Below are 23890 nucleotides of genomic sequence, written 5' to 3' on the forward strand. Positions count from 1 at the left end.
ACGCTGGCACACTGTTTGAACGCTTGGGTTCTGCTCATGAAGTGTGGAACCCGCTGTCGGAGTCGAAGATGAAAAACTGGCTGGACGAGATCAAGTGGGACGCAGACGGCCTGGTGCCGGCGATTGCCCAGGATCACAAGACCGGGCGCGTCCTGATGATGGCCTGGATGAACCGCGAATCACTGGAACTGAGCGCTGCCGAGAACCGTGCCATTTACTGGTCACGTTCCCGTGGCAAGCTGTGGCGCAAGGGCGAGGAGTCCGGCCACGTGCAAACGCTGCATGAGATGCGCCTGGACTGTGACGCCGACGTGATCATCCTGATGGTCGAGCAGATCGGCGACATTGCTTGCCATACCGGTCGGCAGAGCTGCTTCTACCGCGTCTTCGAGAACGGCGACTGGAAAACCGTCGATCCCGTGCTCAAGGACCCGCACGCCATTTATTCCGCAGGACACAGCCATGAGTGACACCCTGACCCGTCTGGCCGAGGTGCTGGAAGAGCGCAAAGGCGCTGCCGCTGACAGCTCGTATGTCGCCAGCCTGTACCACAAGGGCTTGAACAAGATTCTGGAAAAAGTCGGCGAAGAGTCGGTCGAAACCATCATTGCCGCCAAGGATGCCGCCATCAGCGGCGACTGCAGCGATGTGATCTACGAGACCGCCGACCTGTGGTTCCACAGCATGGTCATGCTCGCCCAACTGGGGCAGCATCCACAGGCTGTACTCGATGAACTGGACCGTCGTTTCGGTCTGTCCGGACACGCCGAGAAAGCCTCGCGCCCGTCCGCCTGAACAACTATTAGAGAGGAGCAGCAACATGGGCATTTTTGACTGGAAACACTGGATCGTCATCCTGGTTGTTGTCGTGCTGGTGTTCGGCACCAAGAAACTGAAAAACCTCGGTACAGACGTGGGCGAGTCGATCAAGGGTTTCAAGAAAGCCATGAACGATGACGAGAAACCGGCCGATCCTACCGTGACTCCGGCGCAACCGGTTCCACCTGTTCAGCCACAGACCACGCAGTCCGTGAACCAGCCGCACACCATCGACGTGCAGGCGCAAAAAGTCGAAGAGCCGATCCGCAAAGACGTGTGAGCACTGACTAATGTTTGGTATCAGCTTCTCTGAACTGCTGCTCGTCGGCCTCGTCGCCCTGCTAGTGCTGGGCCCCGAGCGCCTGCCGGGCGCTGCGCGCACCGCCGGCCTGTGGGTCGGTCGCCTGAAGCGCAGCTTCAACGCGATCAAACAGGAAGTTGAACGTGAAATCGGTGCCGACGAGATTCGTCGGCAACTGCACAACGAGCACATCCTGTCGCTGGAACAGGAGGCGCGGAAGATTTTCACGCCGACCCAGCAGGAGGCCACGCCCGTTCAGCCTGTTGAACCGATCGCGGAGCAAACGATTCATGCCCCCGCCGCCGAGCCAGCACCTGTCGTCGCCGTAGAAGCACCTGCACCCGTTGTTGCAACGCCACCGGTTGAACCTGCCACGCCTGCGGCTGCGCCTGTTGCGCCGGCCCCTCATGACCCAACACTGGCGCCGCGAGCCCCATGAGCGATCTTCCTGAAAACGACCAGCACATGCCGCTGGTTTCGCACCTCACCGAGTTGCGTACCCGCCTGCTGCGTTGCGTAGCGGCGATCTTCATCATCTTCGCCGGGTTGTTCGCCTTCACCCAGCAGATCTATACCTTCGTTTCGACGCCGCTGCGCCAGTATTTGCCCGTGGGCGCAACGATGATCGCCACCGACGTGTCGTCGCCGTTCCTGACGCCATTGAAGCTGACCATGATGGTCTCGCTGTTCCTGGCAATCCCGGTGATCCTGCATCAGATCTGGGGCTTCATCGCGCCGGGCCTGTACAAGCATGAGAAGCGCATCGCCGTGCCGTTGCTGGTGTCCAGCATCATGCTGTTCTATGCCGGCATGGCATTCGCCTATTACCTGGTGTTCCCGCTGATCTTCAAATTCTTCGCCGCCGCCACCCCGGCCGGCGTGGAAATGATGACTGACATCAGCAGCTACCTCGACTTCGTCATGACGCTATTCTTTGCCTTCGGCGTGGCGTTCGAGATCCCGGTGGCTGTGGTGCTGCTGGTATGGATCGGCGTGGTCGACGTCAAATACCTGAAGAAAATCCGCCCCTACGTGATCATCGGCTGCTTCGTGGTCGGCATGATCCTGACACCACCGGACATCTTCTCGCAGACGCTGTTGGCTGTACCGATGTGGCTGCTGTTCGAGATCGGCATCCTGTTCGGCGGTCTGATCAGCAAGCGCGGCGATCATCCAGACGATCAGCCGGACAACCAGCCGGCAGACGATCACAACGACCAGCCGCCAGCGACCCAGCCGTGAACCTGCTGCTCCTCGAAGAGGCCGATTTCATTGCGGCCGACCGGGTGATCCTGCGTGATCGCCGGTTGACGCACATGCAGGAAGTCCACCGCTGTGAAGTGGGTGACAGCATGCGCGTCGGGCGTATCGGCGGCCTGATGGGTGCGGCCGAAGTTCTGCGCCTGGACGCTGATGAAGCCGAATTGCGCGTCACCCTTGACCAGCCGCCGCCGACCAAGCTGCCCCTGACACTGATATTGGCCCTGCCACGGCCGAAAATGCTGCGCAGGGTGTTTCAGACCGTGGCGGCCATGGGTGTGCCACGAATCATCCTGGTGAACAGCTATCGCGTCGAGAAGAGCTTCTGGCAGACGCCGTTTCTGGAACCTGAAGCGATTCGCGAGCAATTGATCCTCGGCCTGGAACAGGCCCGGGACAGCGTGCTGCCGGAAATCGTCATCGAGAAGCGCTTCAAGCCGTTCGTCGAAGATCGGCTGCCGGCCATTTCTCAAGGCACCCTCGGCCTGGTGGGTCACCCGGGCAATTACCCGCCCTGCCCTCGCGGCCTGAATGAACCGGTGACCCTGGCCATCGGCCCCGAAGGTGGCTGGATCCCTTACGAAATCGACCTGCTGGCCAAGTCTGGCCTGCAACCGGTACAACTCGGCGAGCGCATCCTGCGCGTCGAAACCGCCGTCACCGCCCTGCTCGCCCGCCTCTTTTAAGATCAAGCACGGTCACTGTGGCGAGGGAGCTTGCTCCCGTTTGGGCGCGCCGCGGCCACCGCTTTATTCCTGCAAAACCATCTCAGCCTGATTTGCGACTGCTTCGCCGCCGAACGGGAGCAAGCTCCCTCGCCACAGGGATTTACTCGACCTGAATACCGCGCTGCACCTACAGATTCCCGGCCGCCGGCCGATACAGCTCCCATAAAACCAATTTGTAGTCCGAGGGAGTAGCAGCATGTACCGTTGGCTAACCGAGAGTCTGGGAAACGTAAGCGTCAATCGCAAACTGGGGATCGGTTTCGGTCTGGTGCTGCTGCTGACGCTGCTGATCACCTTCACCGCCTGGACCGGCCTGACGGGCGTGATGAGCCGGGGCGACAAGCTGGGGTTCATTGCCAGCCTCAACGACCAGACCAAAGACCTGCGCCTGGCCCGTCTGGACTACGAAATGCGCCGAGGCGAACAAGGCCCGGGCGCCGTCAACGATCTGTTGAGCCAACTCGACACGGGCCTGCAAACCGCACGCAAATTGATCGAACAGCCTGCTGATGCGGCGATGATCGACCAGCAATTGGCCGCCGTCAGCCAGTACAAGCAAGCCTTCATCGCGATGACCCAGGCCGGCGCCAACCGCGAAGACGCCCGCAGCAAACTGGGCGCGACCGCCGATAACGCCGTGGCCCGCGTCGCTGAAGTCGAAAAGTCCATGCTGCAAGGCGACAGCGTCGCCGACTTCAACAGCGTGATCGACCTGAGCAAACTGATTCAGCAGGCACGCTTCCAGGTGCGCGGCTACACCTACAGCGGCAAGACCGAGGCCGAGCAACCTGCACTGGACGCCATCGACAACGCTCTGAAGAACCTCGAAAGCCTGCCCTCCAAACTGCCGGAACAGCACATTGCCAACCTGCAGCAGGCCAGCGATTCGCTCAAGGCCTATCGCGCCGCCGTCAGCCAGTTCCGCGACTCGCAAGTGGCCAGCGCCGCCGCCCTCAAGCGCATGGCCGCGCAAGGCGATATCTTGCTCGACGTCAGCAAAAAACTCACCGTGTCACAAACCATCGTCCGCGACACCGACGCCGCACACGCCAAGAACCTGCTGCTGATGGCTACCGTTCTGGCCCTGGCGTTTGGCTTGCTGGCGGCATGGGCGATCACTCGCCAGATCGTGGTTCCGCTGAACCAGACCCTCAAAGTCGCCGAACGCGTGGCGGCTGGTGACCTGACGCAAAACCTTGTTTCCGAACGTCGCGACGAATTGGGCCAGCTCCAGCGTGCCATGCAGAACATGACTCTGGGCCTGCGCGAACTGATCGGCGGTATCAGCGATGGCGTAACGCAAATCGCCAGCGCCGCCGAAGAACTGTCCGCCGTCACCGAACAGACCAGCGCCGGGGTCAACAGCCAGAAGGTCGAGACCGATCAGGTGGCCACGGCGATGAACGAAATGACGGCCACCGTGCAGGAAGTCGCGCGAAACGCCGAAGAAGCCTCCGAAGCCGCCGTCGCCGCCGATCAGCAGGCCCGCGAAGGTGACAAAGTGGTCGGAGAGGCCATCGCTCAGATCGAGCGCCTGGCCCTTGAGGTCGGCAATTCCACAGCGGCCATGGGTGATCTGAAACGCGAGAGCGACAAGATCGGCAGCGTGCTGGACGTGATCAAGTCCGTGGCCCAACAAACCAACCTTTTGGCCCTCAACGCCGCGATTGAAGCCGCCCGTGCCGGTGAGGCCGGACGTGGTTTCGCGGTGGTCGCCGACGAGGTGCGCAGCCTGGCCCAGCGCACTCAGAAGTCCACCGAGGAAATCGAAGAGCTGATCGTCGGCCTGCAAACCGGCACCCAGCAAGTGGCGACCATCATGGACAACAGCCGCAGCCTGACCGACAGCAGCGTCGAACTGACCCGCCGCGCCGGTAGCTCGCTGGAAAGCATCACCCGCACGGTGTCGGCGATTCAGTCGATGAACCAGCAGATTGCCGCCGCTGCCGAGCAGCAAACCGCAGTGGCCGAGGAGATCAACCGGAGCGTGCTGAACGTGCGCGATGTGTCCGAGCAGACCTCGGCAGCCAGTGAAGAGACCGCGGCGTCCAGCGTCGAGCTGGCGCGCCTTGGGACGCATCTGCAGATGCTGGTGGGCAGGTTCAAGGTTTGAAACCGAGGTGATGCCTTCGCGGGCAAGCCTCGCGCCTACAGGACTTTGCGTATCGCTCGATTGAGCCACGACACAATACTGTAGGCGCGAGGCTTGCCCGCGAAGGCGTCACGACAGGCGCTAAAGCTACAAAACCTGGCACAAGAAGGCCTGCGCCCGCGGATCCTTCGGCGCATCGAAGAACTCGGCCGGCGAGGCATCTTCCAGCAATTTGCCGTGATCGAAGAACAGCACTCGATCCGCGACTTCCCGTGCAAAGCCCATCTCGTGGGTGACGCAGACCATGGTCATGCCTCCGTTTGCATAAGGGTTTAAGCAGGAATTGTTGCTCTAACGATCAGCAGCGCAAAAAAAACCCCGCTTTCGCGGGGTTTCTCGTCAGGCCAACTGAGGCTGCGCACTCAGTGGTTTGAGCGGTAGCAGCGGCGCATGGGGATCGGCTTTCACCGATTTGCGCCAGGCCGCCAGCCACTCGGGATGGCCTTCATTCCAGATCTGCTCATGCAAGCGAGCCAATGCCACCGGGTCGCTCAGCAATTGCACACGCTCATTGTTGTTCAGGCCGTCAGGCCCGACTTTCAATGCGTGACGCACCCGCTCGATGCGCAACCATTCGATCGGCTCGGCCTGACCGTGACGCGAGGTCGCCAGCGAGCACGCCAAGGCGTTCTGCTGTGGATCGACCACCGCACGGATGAAACCGTCGTTCAGTGCATGCCAACGGTTTTCGTGGGTGTACTGATCGGTTGCCAGCAACGCCTGCGGCGGATTGTATTCCTCAGGGATCAGGAACAGGCTTTCGTCACGGGACTTGAGGCCCAGGCCGACACGACTGGAAATCACCGATACCGGGATCGACAGCATCAACGAACCGACGATCGGCACCAGCCACCACAGGAAGCTCGGGTTCAGCCAGACCACCAGCAGGGCCCAGAAGAAGCCCAGCAAGGTTTGCGGACCGTGGCGCTTGACCGCTTCGCTCCATGGCGTGGAGTCGTCGTCACGTTGTGGCGAATTCCAGGTCGCGGCCCAGCCGAGGAACGCGGCGAGGACGAAACGGGTGTGGAAAATCATCCGCACCGGCGCCAGCAGCATGGAGAACAGCATCTCCAGCAGCATCGACAAGGTCACCTTGAACTTGCCACCGAACTCTTTCGCGCCCTTGGCCCAGATCAGGATGATGCTCAACAGCTTCGGCAGGAACAACAGCACAATCGTCGTCGAGAACAGCGCAATTGCTTTGTCCGGGTGCCATTGCGGCCACAGCGGATAGAGCTGACGCGGCTCAAGGAAGTACTGCGGTTCCATCAAGGTGTTGACCGCCAGCAGCGCCGTCGACAACACCAGGAAGAAGAACCATAACGGCGCCGACAGGTAAGACATCACGCCGGTCAGGAATACCGCACGGTGAACCGGGTGCATGCCCTTGACCAGGAACAGGCGGAAGTTCATCAGGTTACCGTGGCACCAGCGACGGTCACGCTTGAGTTCGTCCAGCAGGTTCGGCGGCAGTTCTTCGTAGCTGCCCGGCAAATCGTAGGCAATCCACACGCCCCAGCCGGCACGGCGCATCAGCGCAGCTTCGACGAAGTCGTGGGACAGAATCGCACCGGCAAAAGCACCTTTACCCGGCAACGGCGCCAAGGCGCAGTGCTCGATGAACGGCTTCATGCGGATGATCGCGTTGTGGCCCCAGTAGTGGGATTCACCCAACTGCCAGAAGTGCAGGCCGGCGGTGAACAACGGACCGTACACGCGGGTAGCAAACTGCTGCATACGCGCATAAAGGGTGTCCATGCCCGACGCACGCGGCGCGGTCTGGATGATCCCGGCGTCCGGCGTGGCTTCCATCAAGCGCACCAGGCTGGTCAGGCAGTCACCGCTCATCACGGAGTCCGCGTCGAGCACGACCATGTACTTGTAGTCACCGCCCCAGCGACGGCAGAAGTCGTCGAGGTTGCCGCTTTTACGTTTCACACGACGGCGACGACGGCGATAGAAAATCTTGCCGAAACCCTTGGCTTCACGGCAGACGTCCAGCCAGGCTTGCTGCTCGGCCACGCAGATGTCCGCGTCATTACTGTCACTGAGGACGAAGAAGTCGAAGCGATCCAGGTCACCCGTGGCTGCAACCGACTCGAAGGTCGCACGCAAACCGGCAAACACCCGTGGCACGTCTTCGTTGCAGATCGGCATCACCAGTGCAGTGCGCGCGTCCTTGGCAATCGGCTCGTTGCCGGCGCTTTTACCGGAGATCCGGTATTTGTCGTGGCCAGTGAGCAATTCGAGGAAGCCCATCAGCGCCGTCCAGAAACCGGCTGACACCCAGCAGAACAGAATCCCGAACAGAATCAGAATGCTGGTTTGCAGCGCATACGGCAGCACTTGCGTGACGGTTTTCAGGATCGGTTGGTGCAGAACCTCGTTCAGGTCGACGAACGACCAGCCCTGGTACGGCATGATGCCTTTCATGTACCAGCCGGCGACGATGGTCTGGCCAAGCATCAGGACCAGCAGAATGTAACGGCGGATCGAACCGACGGTGCGCCAGCGAGCCGCCGGCAGCACATTCTCGTCCTTCGGCGGGGCCGGGGGATTGGTGCGACCGGTCAGACGCCGCCAGCCACGCACCAGAATGTTGGTGCGCCACGGCTCCGGCACGACTTTGGTCCGACGGATCGGCGGGGTGGCCTTGAGGCAAACCCGACCACTGGCGTCGACCGCCAGCATTTCCGCTTCTTCCAGTTCTTCAGCAGTGCTCAGGGTCAGGCGACGGCCCACCGAGGCTTGGGCAGCCTCGGTCGGAGCGTCGAACGTCGAAGACGACAGGCGTTGGTGCAATTCGCTGAAGGACTGGCAGCCCGCGAGTTCCGCGCGCTGCTGGTCGGTCATCGGTAGATGCGCCAGATACTCGGCAAGAGTCTCTGGCTGTAGTTGAGAATTACTCATCGGCAGGCAACTGGTAGCTCCAGGTCTCGGTCAGGACTTCTTGCGTCGCTGCCGATTCCGGTGTGGCTGGGGCCGCGTCCGCAGCAACAGGCTGCTTGGCGTCTTTGTTGTCCTTGTCCTTTTCCTTGGTATCGGCAACTGGCTTGGCGTCAGCCTGCTTGGCTTCGGCTTGCTTGGCGTCCTTGGCTTCCTTGTCCGCCTTCTCTTGTTGCTTGGCGGCCACTTTATCGGCCTTGGCAACCGAAGAGTTGGAGACTGGCAGCGAGTTCTTGGAGAGGTCGCCCGGCACGATGTTCTCGACCAGTGCCGCACGCATCTCGGTAGGCTTGCCCGGATCCTTGATTTTCATCCGCAGGGTCAGGCGCCAGCCCTTGGTTTCAGGGTTGTAACGCACGCTGTTTTCGACCAGCTCGGCATTGTCGCCCACGCTGACCTGGCTGCGAACGTCCGCGGTTTCCGGCAGTGCTGCCAGGGACGGACCTTCGAAGTCCACCAGATAGGCAACGCTGCCATCCGGCTGACGGATCAGGTTGGACTGTTTCACGTCACCCGTGGAACGCAGGGTCTGTTGGACCCAGGCGCTGTCCGGTGCGTGAAGGGCTGCTTCGTCGATGGTCCAGTGCATGCGATAGGCGACGTCCAGCGGCTGACCAGGCTCAGGCAGCTTTTCCGGGCTCCAGAACGCAACGATATTGTCGTTGGTTTCGTCGGCAGTCGGAATCTCTACCAGATCGACGGAACCCTTGCCCCAATCGCCTTTTGGTTCGATCCAGGCACTTGGGCGCTTGTCGTAGCGGTCGTCGAGGTCTTCATAGTGGCTGAAGTCGCGGCCACGTTGCAGCAAGCCGAAACCACGCGGGTTTTCGATCGAGTAGTTGCTCACGGCCAAGTGTTTTGGATTATTCAGTGGACGCCAGATCCATTCGCCGTTGCCGGCATGAATCGACAGACCGCTGGAATCGTGCAGTTCACGACGGTAGTTCAGCACTTTCGACGGCTGGTTGGCGCCGAACAGGAACATGCTGGTCAGCGGCGCAACGCCGAGCTTGGTGACCTTGTCACGCAGGAACATGCGGGCCTTGACGTCGACAATGGTGTCGCTGCCAGGACGCAGGGTCAGACGATAAGCACCGGTGGCACGTGGCGAATCCAGCAGCGCGAAGATCACCAGGTGTTTGTCACCCGGTTTTGGCCGTTGAATCCAGAATTCGGTGAAGCGCGGGAATTCTTCGCCGGACGGTAATGCGGTATCGATGGCCATGCCGCGAGCGGACAAGCCATAGGTGTGACCCTTGCCGACAACGCGGAAGTAGCTCGCGCCGAGCATGGTCATGATTTCGTCTTGCTTGTCGGCCTTGTTGATCGGGTAAAGCACTCGGAAACCGGCATAACCCAGTTGTTCGGTAGCTTTAGGATCGAACTTCACATCGCCGAAATCGAAACGAGTTGGGTCGTATTTGATCTCTTCGACGGTGTTAGCCGTGATTTCGTTGATTTTCACCGGCGTGTCGAAGTGCATGCCCTGGTGATAGAACGAAAGCTTGAACGGGGTTTTCTGATCGGCCCACTCGGCTTTTTCAGTGCGGAAACGAATTTTTTGATAGTCCGCGAATTTCATTTCGCGGAATTCGTTCGGCAGGTTACTGCGCGGGGCTTCGTATTTTTGTCCGGCCAGCTCTTTCGCCTTGACCGATACATCCTCCAGATTGAATGCCCAAATCTGGCCGGCGCTGAGCAGGCAGAGCAGTGCTGAGCCCGCTACCAGAGCGCTTCGGAACCGTTTGGCAGTCAATTTTGGTGCATTACAGGGACTAACAATCACGAGCAACCCTCGCCGAAAACAGATCAAAAAACCAACGGCCAGCTATCTATATGCCAGGTTGGCGAGCATTGTTCCGACTCCTATGGGGCTAAATGATTCCCCAACAGGTCTCGGACAAGTCTCTACCTAAGTCAAAATGGACCAACGAACGCTGATCCCCGTAGCGCGCGATTATCTAGTAGGCCGCGTTACAACGCATCAGGGGTAACAAAGTATTTATCGCGAAAAACCCCTGTTTTCAGTCGAAAAGCCCTGAAAAACATGTTTCAAGTGCTTTCACGTCTGTAACAGGAAGGTGACCGGGCCATCGTTGACCAGGTGCACCTGCATATCCGCGCCGAATCTACCTGATGCCACAGTGCCATGCACCTGTTTCGCTTTGCTTAATAAATAGTCGAAAAGCTCCTCGCCCAGGGCTGGAGGGGCAGCGGTCGAAAAACTCGGGCGCAACCCGCTCTTGGTGTCTGCGGCCAGGGTGAACTGCGAGACCAGCAGCAACCCGCCGCCTACATCCGCCAAAGACAGATTCATCTTGCCCTCGGCGTCACTGAATACTCGATAGTTAAGCAGTTTATGCAGAAGTTTGTCGGCGCTGGCACGAGTATCCTCGGGCTCTACCGCCACCAGCACCAATAATCCCTGATCGACCGCCCCCACCACCTCCCCCGCTACCTCGACTCGCGCGCCATGCACGCGTTGCAGCAGGCCTTTCATGCTTCTTCGGGCGGCAGGTCGAGCAGGCGGCGAGCCATCTGCCCGGCGGCACGCACCAGTGCATCGGTGATGCCCGGCTCGGACGCGGCGTGGCCGGCGTCGCGGATCACCTGGAGTTCACTGTTCGGCCAGGCCTGATGCAGTTCCCAGGCGTTGTCCAGTGGGCAGATCACGTCATAACGACCGTGGACGATCACGCCAGGCAAATGGGCGATCTTGCCCATGTCGCGAATCAGCTGGTTCGGCTCGAGGAAGGCATTGTTGGTGAAGTAGTGACATTCGATACGTGCGATGGACAATGCGCGCTGCGGCTCGGAGAAGCGATCGACCACCAGCGGATTCGGACGCAAGGTCGCGGTCCGGCCTTCCCAGGTGGACCAGGCCTTGGCCGCATGCATCTGGGCGATCTGATCGTTGCCGGTCAGGCGCTTGTGGAAAGCGCTGAGCAAGTCGCCGCGCTCATCCAATGGAATCGGCGCGACATAGTCCTGCCAGTAATCAGGGAACAGACGGCTGGCGCCACACTGGTAGAACCACTCGATTTCCTGCGGCCGGCAGAGAAAAATCCCGCGCAGGATCAGACCGTGTACACGCTCCGGGTGGGTTTGCGCGTAGGCCAGCGCCAGGGTCGAGCCCCAAGAGCCGCCAAACAGCACCCATTTTTCGATGCCCAGGTGTTTGCGAATGCGCTCAAGGTCGGCGACCAGATCCCAGGTGGTGTTGTTTTCAAGACTGGCGTGGGGCGTGGAGCGCCCGCAACCGCGCTGGTCGAAGGTCACGATGCGGTACATGTTCGGATCAAAGTACCGTCGACTCTGGGCATCACACCCGGCACCGGGGCCGCCGTGGATGAACACCACCGGCAAACCTTCCGGTGAACCGCTTTCGTCGACATACAGGGTGTGAGTTTCATCGACGGCCAGATCGTGCCGGGCGTGGGGTTTGATCTGCGGGTACAAAGTCTGCATTGCGCGCTCCGTAAGGGGTCGAGGTCATCCCTGGGGGGACTTCTATTATTCTGCCGTCCGGCATCATAAACCCGAATTACGCCAATGAGCATGCCCCTTGCAGCGTCATAACCTGTCAGCCAAAAACCCGAGCAGCGTTTCATACAGCAAGTCGACCTCGGCGACCTGGCCCCGGGCCCGCAAACAGCCATGAACCAGCCCTTCTCCATAGTAAAGCGTGGTGGGCACACCCGCGGCCTGGAGATGCTCGGCATAGAGCACGCCGTCATCGCGCAGCGGGTCGAATTGCGCCACGGCAATCAATGCCGGCGGCAGCCCGCCGAAGTGTCCGGCGAGCAACGGCATCGCATAGGCGCCCGGCTGTCGGGTGCCGCGCAAGTACAGGGCGTGATAACAATCCACATCACTGCTGGCGAGCAATGGCGCGTCGATGCATTCGCTGCGCGACGGCAACGAGCGATCACCGCCCAGCCCCGGATAGATCAAGACCTGCGCCGCCGGGACCGGCTCGCCCGCATCCCGCAGCGCCAGACACAACGCAGCAGCCAGATTGCCACCGGCGCTGTCCCCCGCCACCAGCGTTCGTCCGGGATCAAGCCGAAAAGGTCCGCTTCGCAGCGCGCGCCAGACACCCAGGCAATCATTGAACGCCGCCGGAAAAGGATGTTCCGGTGCCAATCGGTAATCGACCGCGATCACCAGTACGCCGAGTGTCGACGCCAGTTCGGCGCAGATGAAATCGTGGGATTCCAGATCCCCTACCACCCAACCACCGCCATGCAGATACACGATGCACGGTCCACCGCCGGTCGGAGGTGAAACCGGCGGCTGATAAGACCGCACCGGCACGCCGGCCAACTCGAAATCGACCACGTAGAGCCCGGCGGGACGTGGCGGAGTGAACGCCCGGCACATCGCGCTGTAGGCCTGGCGCAAACCGTCGAGGCTGCTGTCGGTGCTGTTGAAGCTGACGGTTTTCTCGACGAATGCCGACATTTGTTCAGAAATCGGGTAAGGCTTCATGGGTCTGGTGCCCGTTCAGGAGATGGGGCCAACCCCTGTGAGAGCGAGCCCCGCTCGCGAAAGCGGAGTGTCAGTCAACATTGATGTCGACTGACACTCCGTCTTCGCGAACAGGCTCGCTCCCACAGGTTTTGCGTTTAGGGCTTCAAGCTGGCCAAAACGGTCGCCGCGCCCTCCTTGCCCTCAAAGCTGGTCACACCGGCCAGCCAGCGCTGAAGGTCTTCGGGATGATCACGCAGCCATTGCCGGGCAACGTCCTGAGGCGTCTTGCGCTCCATGATCGGCACCATCAACTGGCTTTCCTGAGCGGCGGTGAAAGTCAGGTTCTCCAGCAAACGGTTCACGTTCGGGCAACGTTCGGCATAGTCCGGGGACGTCACAGTCGAGACCGTCGCTGCGCCTTCGTTGGGGCCATAAACGTCTTCGCTGCCGGTCAGGTAGGCGATTTTCATGTTGATGTTCATGGGGTGCGGGGTCCAACCGACGAACACCACGAACTCCTTACGGTTCACCGCCCGCTGAACGGCCGCGAGCATGCCGGCCTCACCGGACTCGATCAGCTTGAAGTCTTTCAAGCCGAAGTGATTGGTCTCGATCATGGTTTTGATCGTGGTGTTGGCGCCACTGCCGGGCTCGATGCCATAGATCTTGCCGCCGAGCTTGTCTTTGAACTTGGCGATGTCGGCGAAGGTTTTCAGCCCGGCGTCCGCAACGTACTGAGGCACCGCGAGCGTTGCCTGCGCGTCGGCCAGGCTCGGCTTATCCAGGACCTTCACTTGTTTGGCATCAAGGAACGGCGCGATGTTCTTGTCCATCGCCGGTTTCCAGTAACCGAGGAAGATATCGAGGCGTTTGTCGCGGATGCCGGCAAAGATGATTTGCTGCACGGCGCTGGTTTGCTTGCTTTCGTAGCCGAGGCCGTTGAGCAATACGTCAGCCATGCCGCTGGTGGCGATCACGTCGGTCCAGTTGACCACGCCCATGCGCACGGCCTTGCAGGACGCGTCGTCACTGGCCAGGACGCTAGTGCTCAGAAGAGCGGTGCCGCAGAGGATTGAGAGACAGCGGGTGAACAAACCTTTGGTGCTTGTCATAGAGAGCGTTCTCGTGCGGCAGATTATTGTGAGGGCCGGTGTCTTCTTGCACCGTGACCAGCACATTACGCAGCGTGGAGAGGGTAAAAGCGAACTGTAGCGACCGAGATTTGCACGGTGGCGACCGTTCCACTCAGGTAGCGAGACCAACCCCACCCTGTGGCGAGGGAGCTTGCTCCCGCTGAGTTGCGAAGCAGTCCCCAACCCATTCAACCGAGTTTAATCAGAACACCCGACTCGCCGGGTTTACGAGGGCTTCACCGCCGAGCGGGAGCAAGCGCCCTCGCCACAAAAGCGCGCTCCCACAGGGTTATGCGTTGTAGTGCTTTTGGCCCCAGGCCAGCAGGCCTTGCAGCAATTCCTTGAGCACACCCTGCGTCGGCGCCGCGAGGTCCGGGCGATAGCGAAACGGCTCAAACTCTTCCATGTACGTGCACTGCCCTAGTTCCAGTTGCACCGCATGAATGTTTTCGGCCGGGTTGCCGTAATGCCGGGTGATGTGGCCGCCCTTGAAGCGACCGTTCAGCACGTGGCTGTAATCGGTGTGCCTGGCGCAGATCGCTTCCAGCTGAGTGGCCAACTGTGGATCGCAACTGGCGCCGTTGAAGGTGCCGAGGTTGAAGTCCGGCAGCTTGCCGTCGAACAGGTGCGGGATGATCGAGCGGATCGAATGCGCATCGAACAGCAGCGCGTAGCCGAACTCGGCTTTGAGTCGCGCCAGTTCGTTCTGCAGGGTGGTGTGATACGGCGTCCACACCTGCTCCAGATACGTCGCTCGTTCCGCCGCCGACGGTTCCATCCCTTCACGGAACAACGGAATACCGTCGAACAGCGTCGCCGGATACAGACCGGTGGTGGCGCCGACATACAGCGGCTTGTCGTCAGACGGACGGTTCAAGTCGATGACGAAGCGCGAGTACTCGGCAGCCAATGTACTGGCGCCCAGTTCGGCAGCGAACTCATAAAGTTGTGGAATGTGCCAGTCCGTGTCCGGCAGGCTGCGCGCATCGGGGATCAACCCGGCTTCCACCGCCGGAGTCAGGCGCAGGCCGGCGTGGGGCATGCTGATCAGCAGCGGCACGCGACCTTGTTTGAAGTTCAGAACCTTATCCACAACTGCTCTCCTAAACGCTCGTTTCGACGCCGTGACGCACGACGCGTTTTTCCAGGTCACCGCCCAGCCAGTACGACAGATCGGCGGGACGATCGATTTGCCAGGCGACGAAATCCGCGACCTTGCCGGCTTCCAGCGAACCGTGAGTGTCAGCCATGCCCAGCGCGGTGGCGGCATGAATGGTCGCGCCCGCCAAGGCTTCTTCCGGGGTCATGCGGAAACAGGTGCAGGCCATGTTCAGCATCAAGCGCAACGACAGCGCCGGTGACGTGCCGGGGTTGAGGTCGCTGGCGATGGCGATTTTCACGCCGTGTTTGCGCAGGGCATCCATCGGTGGCAACTGGGTTTCACGCAGGAAGTAAAACGCACCGGGTAGCAGCACCGCGACGGTGCCGGATCTGGCCATGGCGATGGCGTCGTCTTCGGTCATGAATTCCAGGTGATCGGCCGACAGAGCGTGGTAACGCGCCGCCAGGCTCGAACCGTGCAGCGACGACAATTGCTCGGCGTGCAGCTTCACCGGCAGACCCAGTTCTTGTGCGGTGATGAACACCCGCTCGACCTGTGCCGGCGAAAAGGCCAGGTATTCGCAGAACGCGTCCACCGCATCCACCAACCCTTCGGCGGCCAGGGCCGGGAGCATTTCAGCGCAGATGTGATCGATGTAGTCGTCGGCGCGATCCGCATATTCCGGTGGCAACGCATGAGCGGCGAGGCACGTGCTGCGCACGCTGACCGGCAGTTCGGCGCCGAGACGACGGATGACTCGCAGGATCTTGCGTTCACTGGCCAGGTCGAGGCCGTAGCCGGATTTCATTTCGACCGTGGTCACGCCGTCGCGCATCAGGCTTTTCAGACGCTTGGCGGCGCTGGCGAACAGCTCATCTTCGGTCGCTGCACGGGTGGCGCGCACGGTGCTGGCGATGCCGCCACCGGCTGCTGCAATTTCCGCGTAGCTGACACCTTTCAGGCGCTGTTCGAATTCACCGCTGCGGTTACCGCCGAACACCGTGTGGGTGTGGCAGTCGATCAGGCCCGGGGTGACCCAGGCCCCTTTCAAATCATTGACCGCCGGGTACTCACCCGACGGCAGCTCACTGCGCGGGCCGACCCACTCAATGTGCGCACCGGACGTCACGATGGCCGCATCCTCGATGATCGAGTAGACGCCTTGCGCCATGGTTGCGACGTGGCAGTGTTGCCAGAGAGTTTTCATCCCGAGTTCCTCGTCTTTGATCGTTCCCAAGCTCCACGTGGGAATGCCTCTAGGGACGCTCTGCGTCCAGTGACGCGAAGCGTCACGAGCGGCATTCCCACGCAGAGCGTGGGAACGATCGGTGGGTGGGGGTTAAAGGCTCGGCAAAACCCTGGCCGTCACCAGTTCATTCAGGCAACGCGTGGCCAACAACTCAGTCGCCGCATTGATGTCCGGCGCAAAGAAGCGGTCCTTCTCATAGAACGGCACTTCTTTACGCAGAATCCCACGGGCGTTTTCCAGCTTCGCCGAAGTCTTCAGACCTTCACGCAAATCCAGCCCCTGAACCGCCGCCAACCATTCCACCGCCAACACACCGCGCGTGTTTTCAGCCATTTCCCACAAGCGCTTGCCGGCAGCCGGTGCCATCGATACGTGATCTTCCTGGTTCGCGGAAGTCGGCAGGCTGTCCACCGAATGCGGATGGGACAACGCCTTGTTCTCGCTAGCCAGTGCCGCCGCAGTCACCTGGGCGATCATGAAACCGGAGTTCACCCCGCCATTGGCCACCAGGAACGGCGGCAGTTGCGACATGTGCTTGTCCATCATCAGCGAGATGCGACGTTCGCTCAGGGAACCGATTTCAGCGATAGCCAGGGCCATGTTGTCAGCGGCCATGGCCACCGGTTCGGCGTGGAAGTTACCGCCGGAGATCACGTCGCCTTCAGCGGCGAAGACCAGAGGGTTATCGGAAACGGCGTTGGCTTCGACGGCCAGCACTTCGGCCGCCTGACGGAACTGAGTCAGGCAGGCGCCCATGACTTGCGGCTGGCAGCGCAGGGAGTACGGGTCCTGGACCTTTTCGCAGTTCTGGTGCGAGTCGGACACTTCACTGCGCTCGCCCAGCAGATCACGGTAGGCGGCAGCGGCGTCGATCTGGCCTTTCTGGCCACGGGCGGCGTGGATGCGTGCGTCGAACGGCGAACGCGAACCCAGCACGGCTTCGACCGTCAGGGCACCAATCGCCACGGCACCGGCGAACAGATCTTCGCCTTCGAACAGACCGCGCAGCGCATAAGCGGTCGACACCTGAGTGCCGTTGAGCAGCGCCAGGCCTTCTTTCGCCGCCAGGGTCAGCGGCGTCAGGCCGGCGACTTTCAGTGCTTCAGTCGCTTCCATCCACTCGCCTTTGTAGCGGGCCTTGCCTTCACCCAGCAACACCAGGGACATGTGCGCCAAAGGCGCCAAATCGCCGGACGCACCGACTGAACCTTTCAATGGAATGTGCGGGTAAACCTCGGCGTTGATCAGTGCGATCAACGCGTCAATCACGACGCGGCGAATGCCGGAGAAACCACGGCTCAGGCTGTTGACCTTGAGCACCATGACCAACCGCACCAGCGCGTCGCTGATCGGCTCGCCGACACCGGCGGCATGGGACAGCACCAGCGAGCGCTGCAGGTTTTCCAGGTCTTCGCTGGCGATGCGGGTCGAAGCCAGCAGGCCAAAACCGGTGTTGATGCCGTAGGCGGTGCGGTTCTCGGCGAGGATCTGTTCCACGCAGGCAACGCTGGCTTCGATCTGCTTTGATGCACTGTTGTCGAGGGTGATTTTGACCGGCTGCTGATAGATATCACGCAGTTGGGCAAGGCTCAGTTGGCCGGGAATCAAATTTAGCGCAGTCACTTTTATTCTCCTTTTGAGAGTCTTTTTGTTAACTAACCAGACGCTCCGGAAATGTCCGTTGTCCGTCGCTTCCCGCCTCGTGGGGGGCTGGCGCCTTGGCACGCTGGTTTGATGTAGGAATCAGTTGAGGTTCGGCAAAGCCTTATGCAGCAAAATCGGATCTTTCAACACGCCGGCAGCGGCGGCGATGTCCGGCGCCAGCCAGCGGTCCTGGTCGTAGGCCGGGACGCGTTCACGCAGCAGACGCCAAGCGGCATCGGTGCCTGCGCCAAAACGCTGTTCCTTGAGAAATTCAAACGCCTGGGCCGCCAGCAGGTACTCGATGGCGAGGATCTGCGTGCAGTTTTCCAAGGCACGATGCAGCTTCAGCGCCGCGTTGGTACCCATGCTCAAGTGGTCTTCCTGCAAGCCCGAGGTAACGTAGTTGTCGAGCACGGCCGGTTGCGCCAATTGGCGATTTTCCGCGCACAGCGACGCGGCGACGTACTGGACAATCATCATCCCGGAGTTCACCCCGGGGTTGGCCACCAGAAACGCTGGCAGGCCGCTGACGTGCGGGTTGATCAAGCGGTCCAGGCGACGCTCGGCGATGGAGCCGATTTCGGCCATGGCGATGGCCAGCAAGTCCGCCGCCAGCGCGACCGATTGGCCATGCGGGTTGGCTTGGGACATGACACGGAAGTTGTCTGGCGTACCCAGCAGCAACGGGTTGTCGGTGCAGCCGTTGAGTTCGGTTTCGATCTGGCGGATCGCGTGCGCCAGTTGATCCCGTGCAGCACCGTGGACTTGCGGGATTGAACGGATGCTCAGCGCATCCTGCGTGCGAATGCCTTTGCTCGATGCAATCACTTCACTGCCATCCAGCAACGCTCGCAGATTGATGCCGACCTGCTGCATGCCCGGATGCGCTTTGAGCGCGATGATCTCGGCATCGAACGCCGCGATCTGGCCACGCTGGGCTTCGAAGCTCATGGCGCCGATCACGTCGGCCCATTGCACCAGACGCGTCGCATCGGCAATCGCCAGACAGCTGAGGCCGGACATGCACGGCGTGCCGTTGACCAGGCACAAGCCATCTTTGGCACCCAACTGAACCGGTTGCAGACCTTCTTCGGCCAGGGCTTGCTGGGCGGTAACGATCTGCCCGCGATAACTGACATTGCCGACACCCAACAGCGCGATGCTGATATGGGCCATGTGGGTCAGGTAACCGACCGAACCCTGGGACGGCACTTGCGGGGTGATGCCGCGATTGAGCAGTGCCAGGAGGGCTTCGACCACCCGGCGATGAATGCCGGATTTGCCATGGCTGTAATTCAGGATCGCTGCGCAGAGAATTGCACGGGTCTGCTCGTCGGCCAGCGGAGCGCCAACGCCACAAGCGTGGCTGAGCAAGGTGTTGCGCGACAACTGGCTCAGTTGTTCGTCTTTGAGCGAGACGTTGCACAACGCACCCAGGCCCGTGTTGACGCCATACGCTCGCTCGCCGCTGGCGACGATGCGCTGAACGATCGCCTGGGCATTCTCGATCCGCGCCCAGGCCTGGGCCGACAGCTCAAGCTGAGCGCCATGACGGGCGACGGCAACCACATCCTGCCAACGCAACGGGGCGTCGGCGATAACGATTTTTTCAGCCTGGGACATCTTTGACCTCTTGCGTAAAACCTGAATATTGTTGCGGCTCTACCGGCCTCTTCGCGGGCAAGCCTCGCTCCTACAGGATTCAGGTTTGCCGTCCAATGCAGGAACGACACAAAACCTGTAGGAGCGAGGCTTGCCCGCGAAGGGGTCAGCACAACCGCCGCAAACCTTTAAACCACCGCCGCCCGACGCTGGACGAACCGGTCCACATACTCATCCGCCGGCGAATGCAGGATCTCTCTCGGCGTGCCCACCTGAATCAGGCGGCCGTCCTTGAGGATCGCGATGCGGTTACCTATGCGCACGGCCTCATCGAGGTCGTGGGTGATAAAGACGATGGTCTTGTGCAGGGTCTTTTGCAGTTCCAGCAACTGGTCCTGCATCTCCGCGCGGATCAACGGATCGAGCGCACTGAAGGCCTCGTCCATCAGGATGATGTCGGTGTCTGCCGCCAGGGCGCGAGCCAGGCCAACACGCTGACGCATGCCGCCCGAGAGCTGGTGCGGGTATTTGTTTTCGTAGCCTTTCAGGCCCACGGTATTGATCCAGTGCAGCGCACGCTCGGAGCACATTTGCTTGCTCTCGCCACGCACTTTCAGGCCGTAGGCGACATTGTCGATCACGGTCTTGTGCGGCAGCAGGCCGAAGCTCTGGAACACCATGCTGATCTTGTGCCGGCGAAATTCGCGCAGGGCTTCCATGTCGTATTGCAGGATGTCCACGCCGTCCACCAGGATCGCGCCGCTGGTGGGGTCGATCAGGCGGTTGAAGTGGCGCACCAGGGTCGATTTGCCGGAACCCGAAAGGCCCATGATCACGAAGATTTCGCCGGTGCCGATGCTCAACGACAAGTCGTTCACGCCGACCACGCAGCCGGTTTCGGCCAGCACCTGATCCTTGGTTTTGCCCTGGCCAATCATGCCCAGCGCGTCCTTGGAGCGGTTGCCGAAAATCTTGAAGACGTTTTTGACTTCGATTTTGCTCACGGTTGCGTCGTTCATTTGCTCACCTCATGCCGTGGCCGACCATACGCCTGAGTAATGCGGTCGATGACCACTGCCAGAATCACGATCGCCAGACCGGCTTCCAGGCCACGTCCGACGTTGAGGGTCTGAATCCCCACTAACACGTCTTCACCCAAGCCACGGGCGCCAATCATCGAGGCAATCACCACCATCGACAGGGCCATCATGGTGGTCTGGTTGATCCCGGCCATGATGCTCGGCAGGGCCAGCGGCAGTTGCACGCCAAACAATTGTTGCCAGCGGTTGGCACCGAAGGCGTTGATCGCTTCCATCACTTCACCGTCCACCTGGCGGATGCCCAGGTCGGTCAGGCGGATCAGCGGTGGCGCGGCGTAGATCACGGTAGCGAAAATCGCCGGCACCTTGCCCAGGCCGAACAGCATCAGCACCGGGATCAGGTACACGAAACTCGGCATGGTCTGCATGATGTCCAGCAACGGCATCAGCACCGAACGCAGGCGATTGCTGCGTGCCGAGAGAATGCCCAGCGGGATGCCGATCAACACCGAAATGACCGTGGCCACCATCATCAGCGCCAGGGTCTGCATTAGCTTGTCCCAGAGGCCGACCGCACCCACCAGGAACAGCAGGCCGACGATGACTGCCGTGGTCACCACTTTACGAGTCGCGTGCCAGGCAACGCCCGCCACGATGGCCAGCATCAGCCACCAGGGCGCCGCACGCAGCAACCCTTCAAGATTGACGATGGCCCACAACAGGGTGTCGGAGATATGCCGGAACACATCGCCGTAGTTGGTGACCAGCGAATCGACCCAACCGTTGACCCAGTCGGCGATGGAAAAGGTAAAGCTTTCGGGAAACATAAGAGACTCTCAATCAAGGGGTTGCGATCAAGCACCCGACTGCCGTTGCCGACAGTCGGAGAGGCTCAACCTACAAGGCCGCGTCGATTTTCTTGGCTGCGTCTTCGCTTACCCATGCGTGCCAGACTTCAGGATGTTCCTTCAAGAAGATCTTGGCCAGTTTTGGCGACTCGATCCGCTCTTTGGCCATGCGCCCGAGGTTCTGGTTGAGCAGGTCGATCGGCAGGTTGACCTTTTCCAGCACCGCCACTAGTTCCGGGGCTTGCTCGTGGAACGTCTTGGACAGGCCGACCTTGATGGTCACTTCCTTGTTCACGCCTGGTTTCTCTTCAAGTTTGACCAAGTCAACCTGGCCCATCAGCGGGGTGGGCGACCAGTAGTAGAACAGGATCGGCTCGCCACGCTTGTAGCTCGACAGCACCGCAGCATCCAGCGCCGGGCCGGTGCCCGGACGGAAGTTGGTGTAGGTGCTTTCCAGGCCGTAGCTTTTCAGCATTTCGCTGTTGTCGAGTTCACAGGTCCAGCCGGCCGGGCAGTTGTAGAAACGGCCCTTGGAAGGCTCTTCCTGGTCCTTGAACACGGCGGCGTATTTACCCAGGTCGGCGATTGCTTTCAGGTCCGGGGCCTTGGGCTCCAGCTTGCGCTTGGCGTCGCCTTCGATCACGTAGCGCGGCACGTACCAGCCTTCGATTGCGCCAACGACCGGAGCGCCGACACCGACAACCTTGCCGGCCTTCTCGGCCTTGTTCCAGACTTCGCTGCGGCCAACCCACTCTTCGGCAAACACTTGAATGTCGTTGCTGCTCAGGGCGTTTTCCATGGTGATGGAGTTGCCCGGCAGGCTGTCGGTCTTACAGTCGTAGCCCTTCTCCAACACGATTTGCATCACGTCGGTCAGCAGCATGCCGCTTTCCCAGTTCAGGCCGGCGAACTTCACCGGTTTGCCCGACTCGCACCAACCGGCAGCCTGAGTGGCGCCGGCGCTGGCGAGCAGGCCCATGGACAGCAATGTGGTCAGCAGGGTCTTGTTCGATTTCATTGTAGTGACGCTCCTAATCATGAATTGGCTTACGGCAGTCAAGAGGCATCCAGCCCTGTCCACGTCCAATCAGGCCTGCGCCGCAGCGCGACCAGCCCCACTTGTTTTTTGTTGTACAACGCTGTCCTGCTCAACCGGCAGAATCAGGTGATCGGGTACCGAGCCGTGCCATTTTTTCGCACAGACGTAGTACAGGGCTGCGGGAAGCACCAGACCGATGATCCAGGAAATATCCACACCACCCAGGGTTTCCACCAGCGGACCGGTATAGAACTTGGTGGCGATGAACGGCAGTTGTACCAGCACACCGAAGACATAGATGCTGATGCCGAGTGGGTTCCAACGGCCATAGCGACCCTTCGGATCGGCCAGCGCCGGCACGTCATAGCGCTCGCGAGTGATGCAGTAGTAGTCCACCAGGTTGATCGCACTCCATGGCGTAAAGAACGCCAGCAGGAACAGGATGAAGGACTTGAACGCACCGAGGAACGAGTGCTGACCGAGCAACGCGATCAGGGTGGCGGTACCGACGATGAACAGCACGAACACCAGACGTTGCAAGCGCGATACCTGCAGGTGACCGCGGAAACCGCTGATGATGGTCGCAATGCACATGAAGCTGCCGTAGGAGTTCAGCGTGGAGATGGTGACCTTGCCGAACGCGATGCTGAAATACAGCAGCGCAGCGGTGGCACCGGTGCCGCCCAGACCCACGATATAGGCCACTTCGTGGCCGGCGAATTGTCCGTTGGCCGAAGCGGCGGCAAACACGCCGAGGATCATCGCCACCTGTGCACCAATCACCGAACCCGCGCCAGCGGCGAAAAAGGTTTTCACCGAGGAAGTCTTGCTCGGCAGGTAGCGCGAGTAGTCAGCCACGTAAGGACCGAAGGCGATCTGCCAGGATGCCGCGAGGGACACCGCAAGCAGGAAGCTGCTCCAGCTGAAGTGGCGGATTTGCAGGAGTGCACCCACATCAGTCTGGCTCATCAGACGACTGAACAGATAAACAAAGGCAATCACGCCGATGACGCTGGCGACACGGCCGATGAAATGAATCACCCGATAACCGAGCACCGTGACCAGCACGATGACACTGGCGAAGATGAGGATGCCGACGCTGTCGCTGACGCCAAACAACTGGCCCAGCGCCTGGCCGGAAAGCACGGTTCCCGTTGCGGTGAAGCCCAGGTACATCAGGCAGACCAGCACGATTGGGATGGCCGCACCATAAACGCCGAACTGTACGCGGCTGGAGATCATCTGCGGCAGGCCAAGTTTTGGCCCTTGCGCTGCATGCAACGCCATCACGCCACCGCCCAGCAGTTGACCGATCAGCAGACCGATCAGCGACCAGAACACATCACCGCCCAGCACCACGGCGAGCGCCCCGGTGACAATCGCGGTGATCTGCAGGTTGGCACCCATCCACAGGGTGAACTGGCTTAACAGACGACCGTGTCTTTCCGCTTCCGGGATGTAGTCGATCGAACGTGTCTCGATCAACGGTTTACTGCCTGCACGATCGTCATTAACAGCCATTGTTCAACCTCTGTGGATTGTTTGTCGGTGTTG

21 protein-coding genes and 2 pseudogenes are annotated in these 23890 nt (G+C 60.7%); 8 read left to right on the forward strand and 15 right to left on the reverse strand.

Annotated elements, in window-relative coordinates; all coding sequences use genetic code 11:
* The first annotated feature begins 68 nt into the window (after positions 1 to 68).
* The 8 genes and pseudogenes from hisI (at position 69) to AC1ROI_RS08875 (ending at position 5221) form a co-directional block, all read left to right on the forward strand.
* Complete coding sequence (hisI, locus tag AC1ROI_RS08840) at positions 69 to 470, forward strand: phosphoribosyl-AMP cyclohydrolase (protein ID WP_010464478.1); 402 nt, start codon at positions 69 to 71, stop codon at positions 468 to 470.
* On the forward strand, positions 463 to 795 hold the full coding sequence (locus AC1ROI_RS08845; protein WP_008047820.1) for a phosphoribosyl-ATP diphosphatase: 333 nt from the start codon (positions 463 to 465) through the stop codon (positions 793 to 795). The genes hisI and AC1ROI_RS08845 overlap by 8 nt, the downstream gene beginning before the upstream one ends.
* Positions 796 to 820: 25 nt before the next feature.
* Positions 821 to 1099: a twin-arginine translocase TatA/TatE family subunit gene (locus tag AC1ROI_RS08850; protein WP_010464483.1), complete on the forward strand. Its 279-nt coding sequence runs from the start codon at positions 821 to 823 to the stop codon at positions 1097 to 1099.
* A gap of 10 nt (positions 1100 to 1109) precedes the next feature.
* Positions 1110 to 1559 carry a Sec-independent protein translocase protein TatB gene (tatB, locus tag AC1ROI_RS08855; RefSeq protein ID WP_077747609.1) on the forward strand — a complete coding sequence of 150 codons (450 nt, stop codon included), beginning with the start codon at positions 1110 to 1112 and terminating at the stop codon, positions 1557 to 1559.
* Entirely contained in the window at positions 1556 to 2362 is an 807-nt protein-coding gene (gene tatC, locus AC1ROI_RS08860) for a twin-arginine translocase subunit TatC (RefSeq protein ID WP_010464487.1), read from the forward strand. The genes tatB and tatC overlap by 4 nt, the downstream gene beginning before the upstream one ends.
* Positions 2359 to 3066: a 16S rRNA (uracil(1498)-N(3))-methyltransferase gene (locus AC1ROI_RS08865; protein ID WP_010464490.1), complete on the forward strand. Its 708-nt coding sequence runs from the start codon at positions 2359 to 2361 to the stop codon at positions 3064 to 3066. Before tatC ends, AC1ROI_RS08865 begins: the two co-directional genes overlap by 4 nt.
* Positions 3067 to 3433: 367 nt before the next feature.
* Positions 3434 to 4315: pseudogene (locus tag AC1ROI_RS08870) on the forward strand (methyl-accepting chemotaxis protein); the annotation flags it as partial.
* Positions 4316 to 4516: 201 nt separating this feature from the next.
* Positions 4517 to 5221, forward strand: coding sequence for a methyl-accepting chemotaxis protein (locus AC1ROI_RS08875; RefSeq protein WP_371918554.1), 705 nt, complete (start codon positions 4517 to 4519; stop codon positions 5219 to 5221).
* Between the two features lie 126 nt (positions 5222 to 5347).
* Here AC1ROI_RS08875 and AC1ROI_RS08880 read toward each other — a convergent pair.
* The 15 genes and pseudogenes from AC1ROI_RS08880 to AC1ROI_RS08950 form a co-directional block, all read right to left on the reverse strand.
* Positions 5348 to 5515: pseudogene (locus tag AC1ROI_RS08880) on the reverse strand (peptide ABC transporter ATP-binding protein); the annotation flags it as partial.
* Between the two features lie 84 nt (positions 5516 to 5599).
* Entirely contained in the window at positions 5600 to 8170 is a 2571-nt protein-coding gene (gene mdoH, locus AC1ROI_RS08885) for a glucans biosynthesis glucosyltransferase MdoH (protein WP_010464496.1), read from the reverse strand.
* The gene (locus tag AC1ROI_RS08890; protein ID WP_102593475.1) at positions 8163 to 9992 is read right to left on the reverse strand and encodes a glucan biosynthesis protein; all 1830 of its coding nucleotides are present in this window, start codon (positions 9990 to 9992) and stop codon (positions 8163 to 8165) included. Before AC1ROI_RS08890 ends, mdoH begins: the two co-directional genes overlap by 8 nt.
* A 276-nt stretch (positions 9993 to 10268) precedes the next feature.
* Complete coding sequence (gene dtd / locus AC1ROI_RS08895) at positions 10269 to 10706, reverse strand: D-aminoacyl-tRNA deacylase (RefSeq protein ID WP_010464499.1); 438 nt, start codon at positions 10704 to 10706, stop codon at positions 10269 to 10271.
* Positions 10703 to 11674 (reverse strand): prolyl aminopeptidase, encoded by a 972-nt coding sequence (pip, locus tag AC1ROI_RS08900; protein WP_010464501.1) that lies wholly within the window; start codon positions 11672 to 11674, stop codon positions 10703 to 10705. The genes dtd and pip overlap by 4 nt, the downstream gene beginning before the upstream one ends.
* A gap of 105 nt (positions 11675 to 11779) precedes the next feature.
* A complete protein-coding gene (locus AC1ROI_RS08905; RefSeq protein ID WP_102593474.1) occupies positions 11780 to 12697 on the reverse strand; it encodes an alpha/beta hydrolase in 918 nt (305 codons plus the stop codon).
* Between the two features lie 137 nt (positions 12698 to 12834).
* The gene (locus AC1ROI_RS08910; protein ID WP_077747605.1) at positions 12835 to 13791 is read right to left on the reverse strand and encodes a choline ABC transporter substrate-binding protein; all 957 of its coding nucleotides are present in this window, start codon (positions 13789 to 13791) and stop codon (positions 12835 to 12837) included.
* A gap of 310 nt (positions 13792 to 14101) precedes the next feature.
* Positions 14102 to 14905 carry an N-formylglutamate deformylase gene (gene hutG / locus AC1ROI_RS08915; protein WP_102593473.1) on the reverse strand — a complete coding sequence of 268 codons (804 nt, stop codon included), beginning with the start codon at positions 14903 to 14905 and terminating at the stop codon, positions 14102 to 14104.
* Positions 14906 to 14915: 10 nt separating this feature from the next.
* Positions 14916 to 16121 (reverse strand): imidazolonepropionase, encoded by a 1206-nt coding sequence (gene hutI, locus AC1ROI_RS08920; protein ID WP_102593472.1) that lies wholly within the window; start codon positions 16119 to 16121, stop codon positions 14916 to 14918.
* Between the two features lie 132 nt (positions 16122 to 16253).
* Positions 16254 to 17786 (reverse strand): histidine ammonia-lyase, encoded by a 1533-nt coding sequence (hutH, locus tag AC1ROI_RS08925; RefSeq protein ID WP_102593471.1) that lies wholly within the window; start codon positions 17784 to 17786, stop codon positions 16254 to 16256.
* A gap of 120 nt (positions 17787 to 17906) precedes the next feature.
* A complete protein-coding gene (gene hutH / locus AC1ROI_RS08930) occupies positions 17907 to 19430 on the reverse strand; it encodes a histidine ammonia-lyase (protein ID WP_102593470.1) in 1524 nt (507 codons plus the stop codon).
* Positions 19431 to 19597: 167 nt separating this feature from the next.
* Positions 19598 to 20428, reverse strand: a complete 831-nt coding sequence (locus AC1ROI_RS08935; protein WP_010464516.1) for a quaternary amine ABC transporter ATP-binding protein — start codon at positions 20426 to 20428, stop codon at positions 19598 to 19600.
* Positions 20425 to 21276: an ABC transporter permease gene (locus tag AC1ROI_RS08940; protein ID WP_010464518.1), complete on the reverse strand. Its 852-nt coding sequence runs from the start codon at positions 21274 to 21276 to the stop codon at positions 20425 to 20427. The genes AC1ROI_RS08935 and AC1ROI_RS08940 overlap by 4 nt, the downstream gene beginning before the upstream one ends.
* Before the next feature lie 70 nt (positions 21277 to 21346).
* Positions 21347 to 22315, reverse strand: coding sequence for an ABC transporter substrate-binding protein (locus AC1ROI_RS08945; protein ID WP_010464521.1), 969 nt, complete (start codon positions 22313 to 22315; stop codon positions 21347 to 21349).
* A 69-nt stretch (positions 22316 to 22384) separates the two neighbouring features.
* The gene (locus tag AC1ROI_RS08950) at positions 22385 to 23857 is read right to left on the reverse strand and encodes a purine-cytosine permease family protein (protein ID WP_010464523.1); all 1473 of its coding nucleotides are present in this window, start codon (positions 23855 to 23857) and stop codon (positions 22385 to 22387) included.
* Positions 23858 to 23890 lie beyond the last annotated feature (33 nt).

The sequence above is a fragment of the Pseudomonas sp. GW823-FHT02C02 genome (genome assembly GCF_058797635.1).

Coding starts and splice junctions, on each gene's coding strand:
- hisI (WP_010464478.1), top strand. CDS start 69: ATGAAAAACTGGCTGGACGAGATCAAGTGGGACGCAGACGGCCTGGTG.
- AC1ROI_RS08845 (WP_008047820.1), top strand. CDS start 463: ATGAGTGACACCCTGACCCGTCTGGCCGAGGTGCTGGAAGAGCGCAAA.
- AC1ROI_RS08850 (WP_010464483.1), top strand. CDS start 821: ATGGGCATTTTTGACTGGAAACACTGGATCGTCATCCTGGTTGTTGTC.
- tatB (WP_077747609.1), top strand. CDS start 1,110: ATGTTTGGTATCAGCTTCTCTGAACTGCTGCTCGTCGGCCTCGTCGCC.
- tatC (WP_010464487.1), top strand. CDS start 1,556: ATGAGCGATCTTCCTGAAAACGACCAGCACATGCCGCTGGTTTCGCAC.
- AC1ROI_RS08875 (WP_371918554.1), top strand. CDS start 4,517: ATGACGGCCACCGTGCAGGAAGTCGCGCGAAACGCCGAAGAAGCCTCC.
- mdoH (WP_010464496.1), bottom strand. CDS start 8,170: ATGAGTAATTCTCAACTACAGCCAGAGACTCTTGCCGAGTATCTGGCG.
- dtd (WP_010464499.1), bottom strand. CDS start 10,706: ATGAAAGGCCTGCTGCAACGCGTGCATGGCGCGCGAGTCGAGGTAGCG.
- pip (WP_010464501.1), bottom strand. CDS start 11,674: ATGCAGACTTTGTACCCGCAGATCAAACCCCACGCCCGGCACGATCTG.
- AC1ROI_RS08905 (WP_102593474.1), bottom strand. CDS start 12,697: ATGAAGCCTTACCCGATTTCTGAACAAATGTCGGCATTCGTCGAGAAA.
- AC1ROI_RS08910 (WP_077747605.1), bottom strand. CDS start 13,791: ATGACAAGCACCAAAGGTTTGTTCACCCGCTGTCTCTCAATCCTCTGC.
- hutI (WP_102593472.1), bottom strand. CDS start 16,121: ATGAAAACTCTCTGGCAACACTGCCACGTCGCAACCATGGCGCAAGGC.
- hutH (WP_102593470.1), bottom strand. CDS start 19,430: ATGTCCCAGGCTGAAAAAATCGTTATCGCCGACGCCCCGTTGCGTTGG.
- AC1ROI_RS08935 (WP_010464516.1), bottom strand. CDS start 20,428: ATGAACGACGCAACCGTGAGCAAAATCGAAGTCAAAAACGTCTTCAAG.
- AC1ROI_RS08940 (WP_010464518.1), bottom strand. CDS start 21,276: ATGTTTCCCGAAAGCTTTACCTTTTCCATCGCCGACTGGGTCAACGGT.
- AC1ROI_RS08945 (WP_010464521.1), bottom strand. CDS start 22,315: ATGAAATCGAACAAGACCCTGCTGACCACATTGCTGTCCATGGGCCTG.
- AC1ROI_RS08950 (WP_010464523.1), bottom strand. CDS start 23,857: ATGGCTGTTAATGACGATCGTGCAGGCAGTAAACCGTTGATCGAGACA.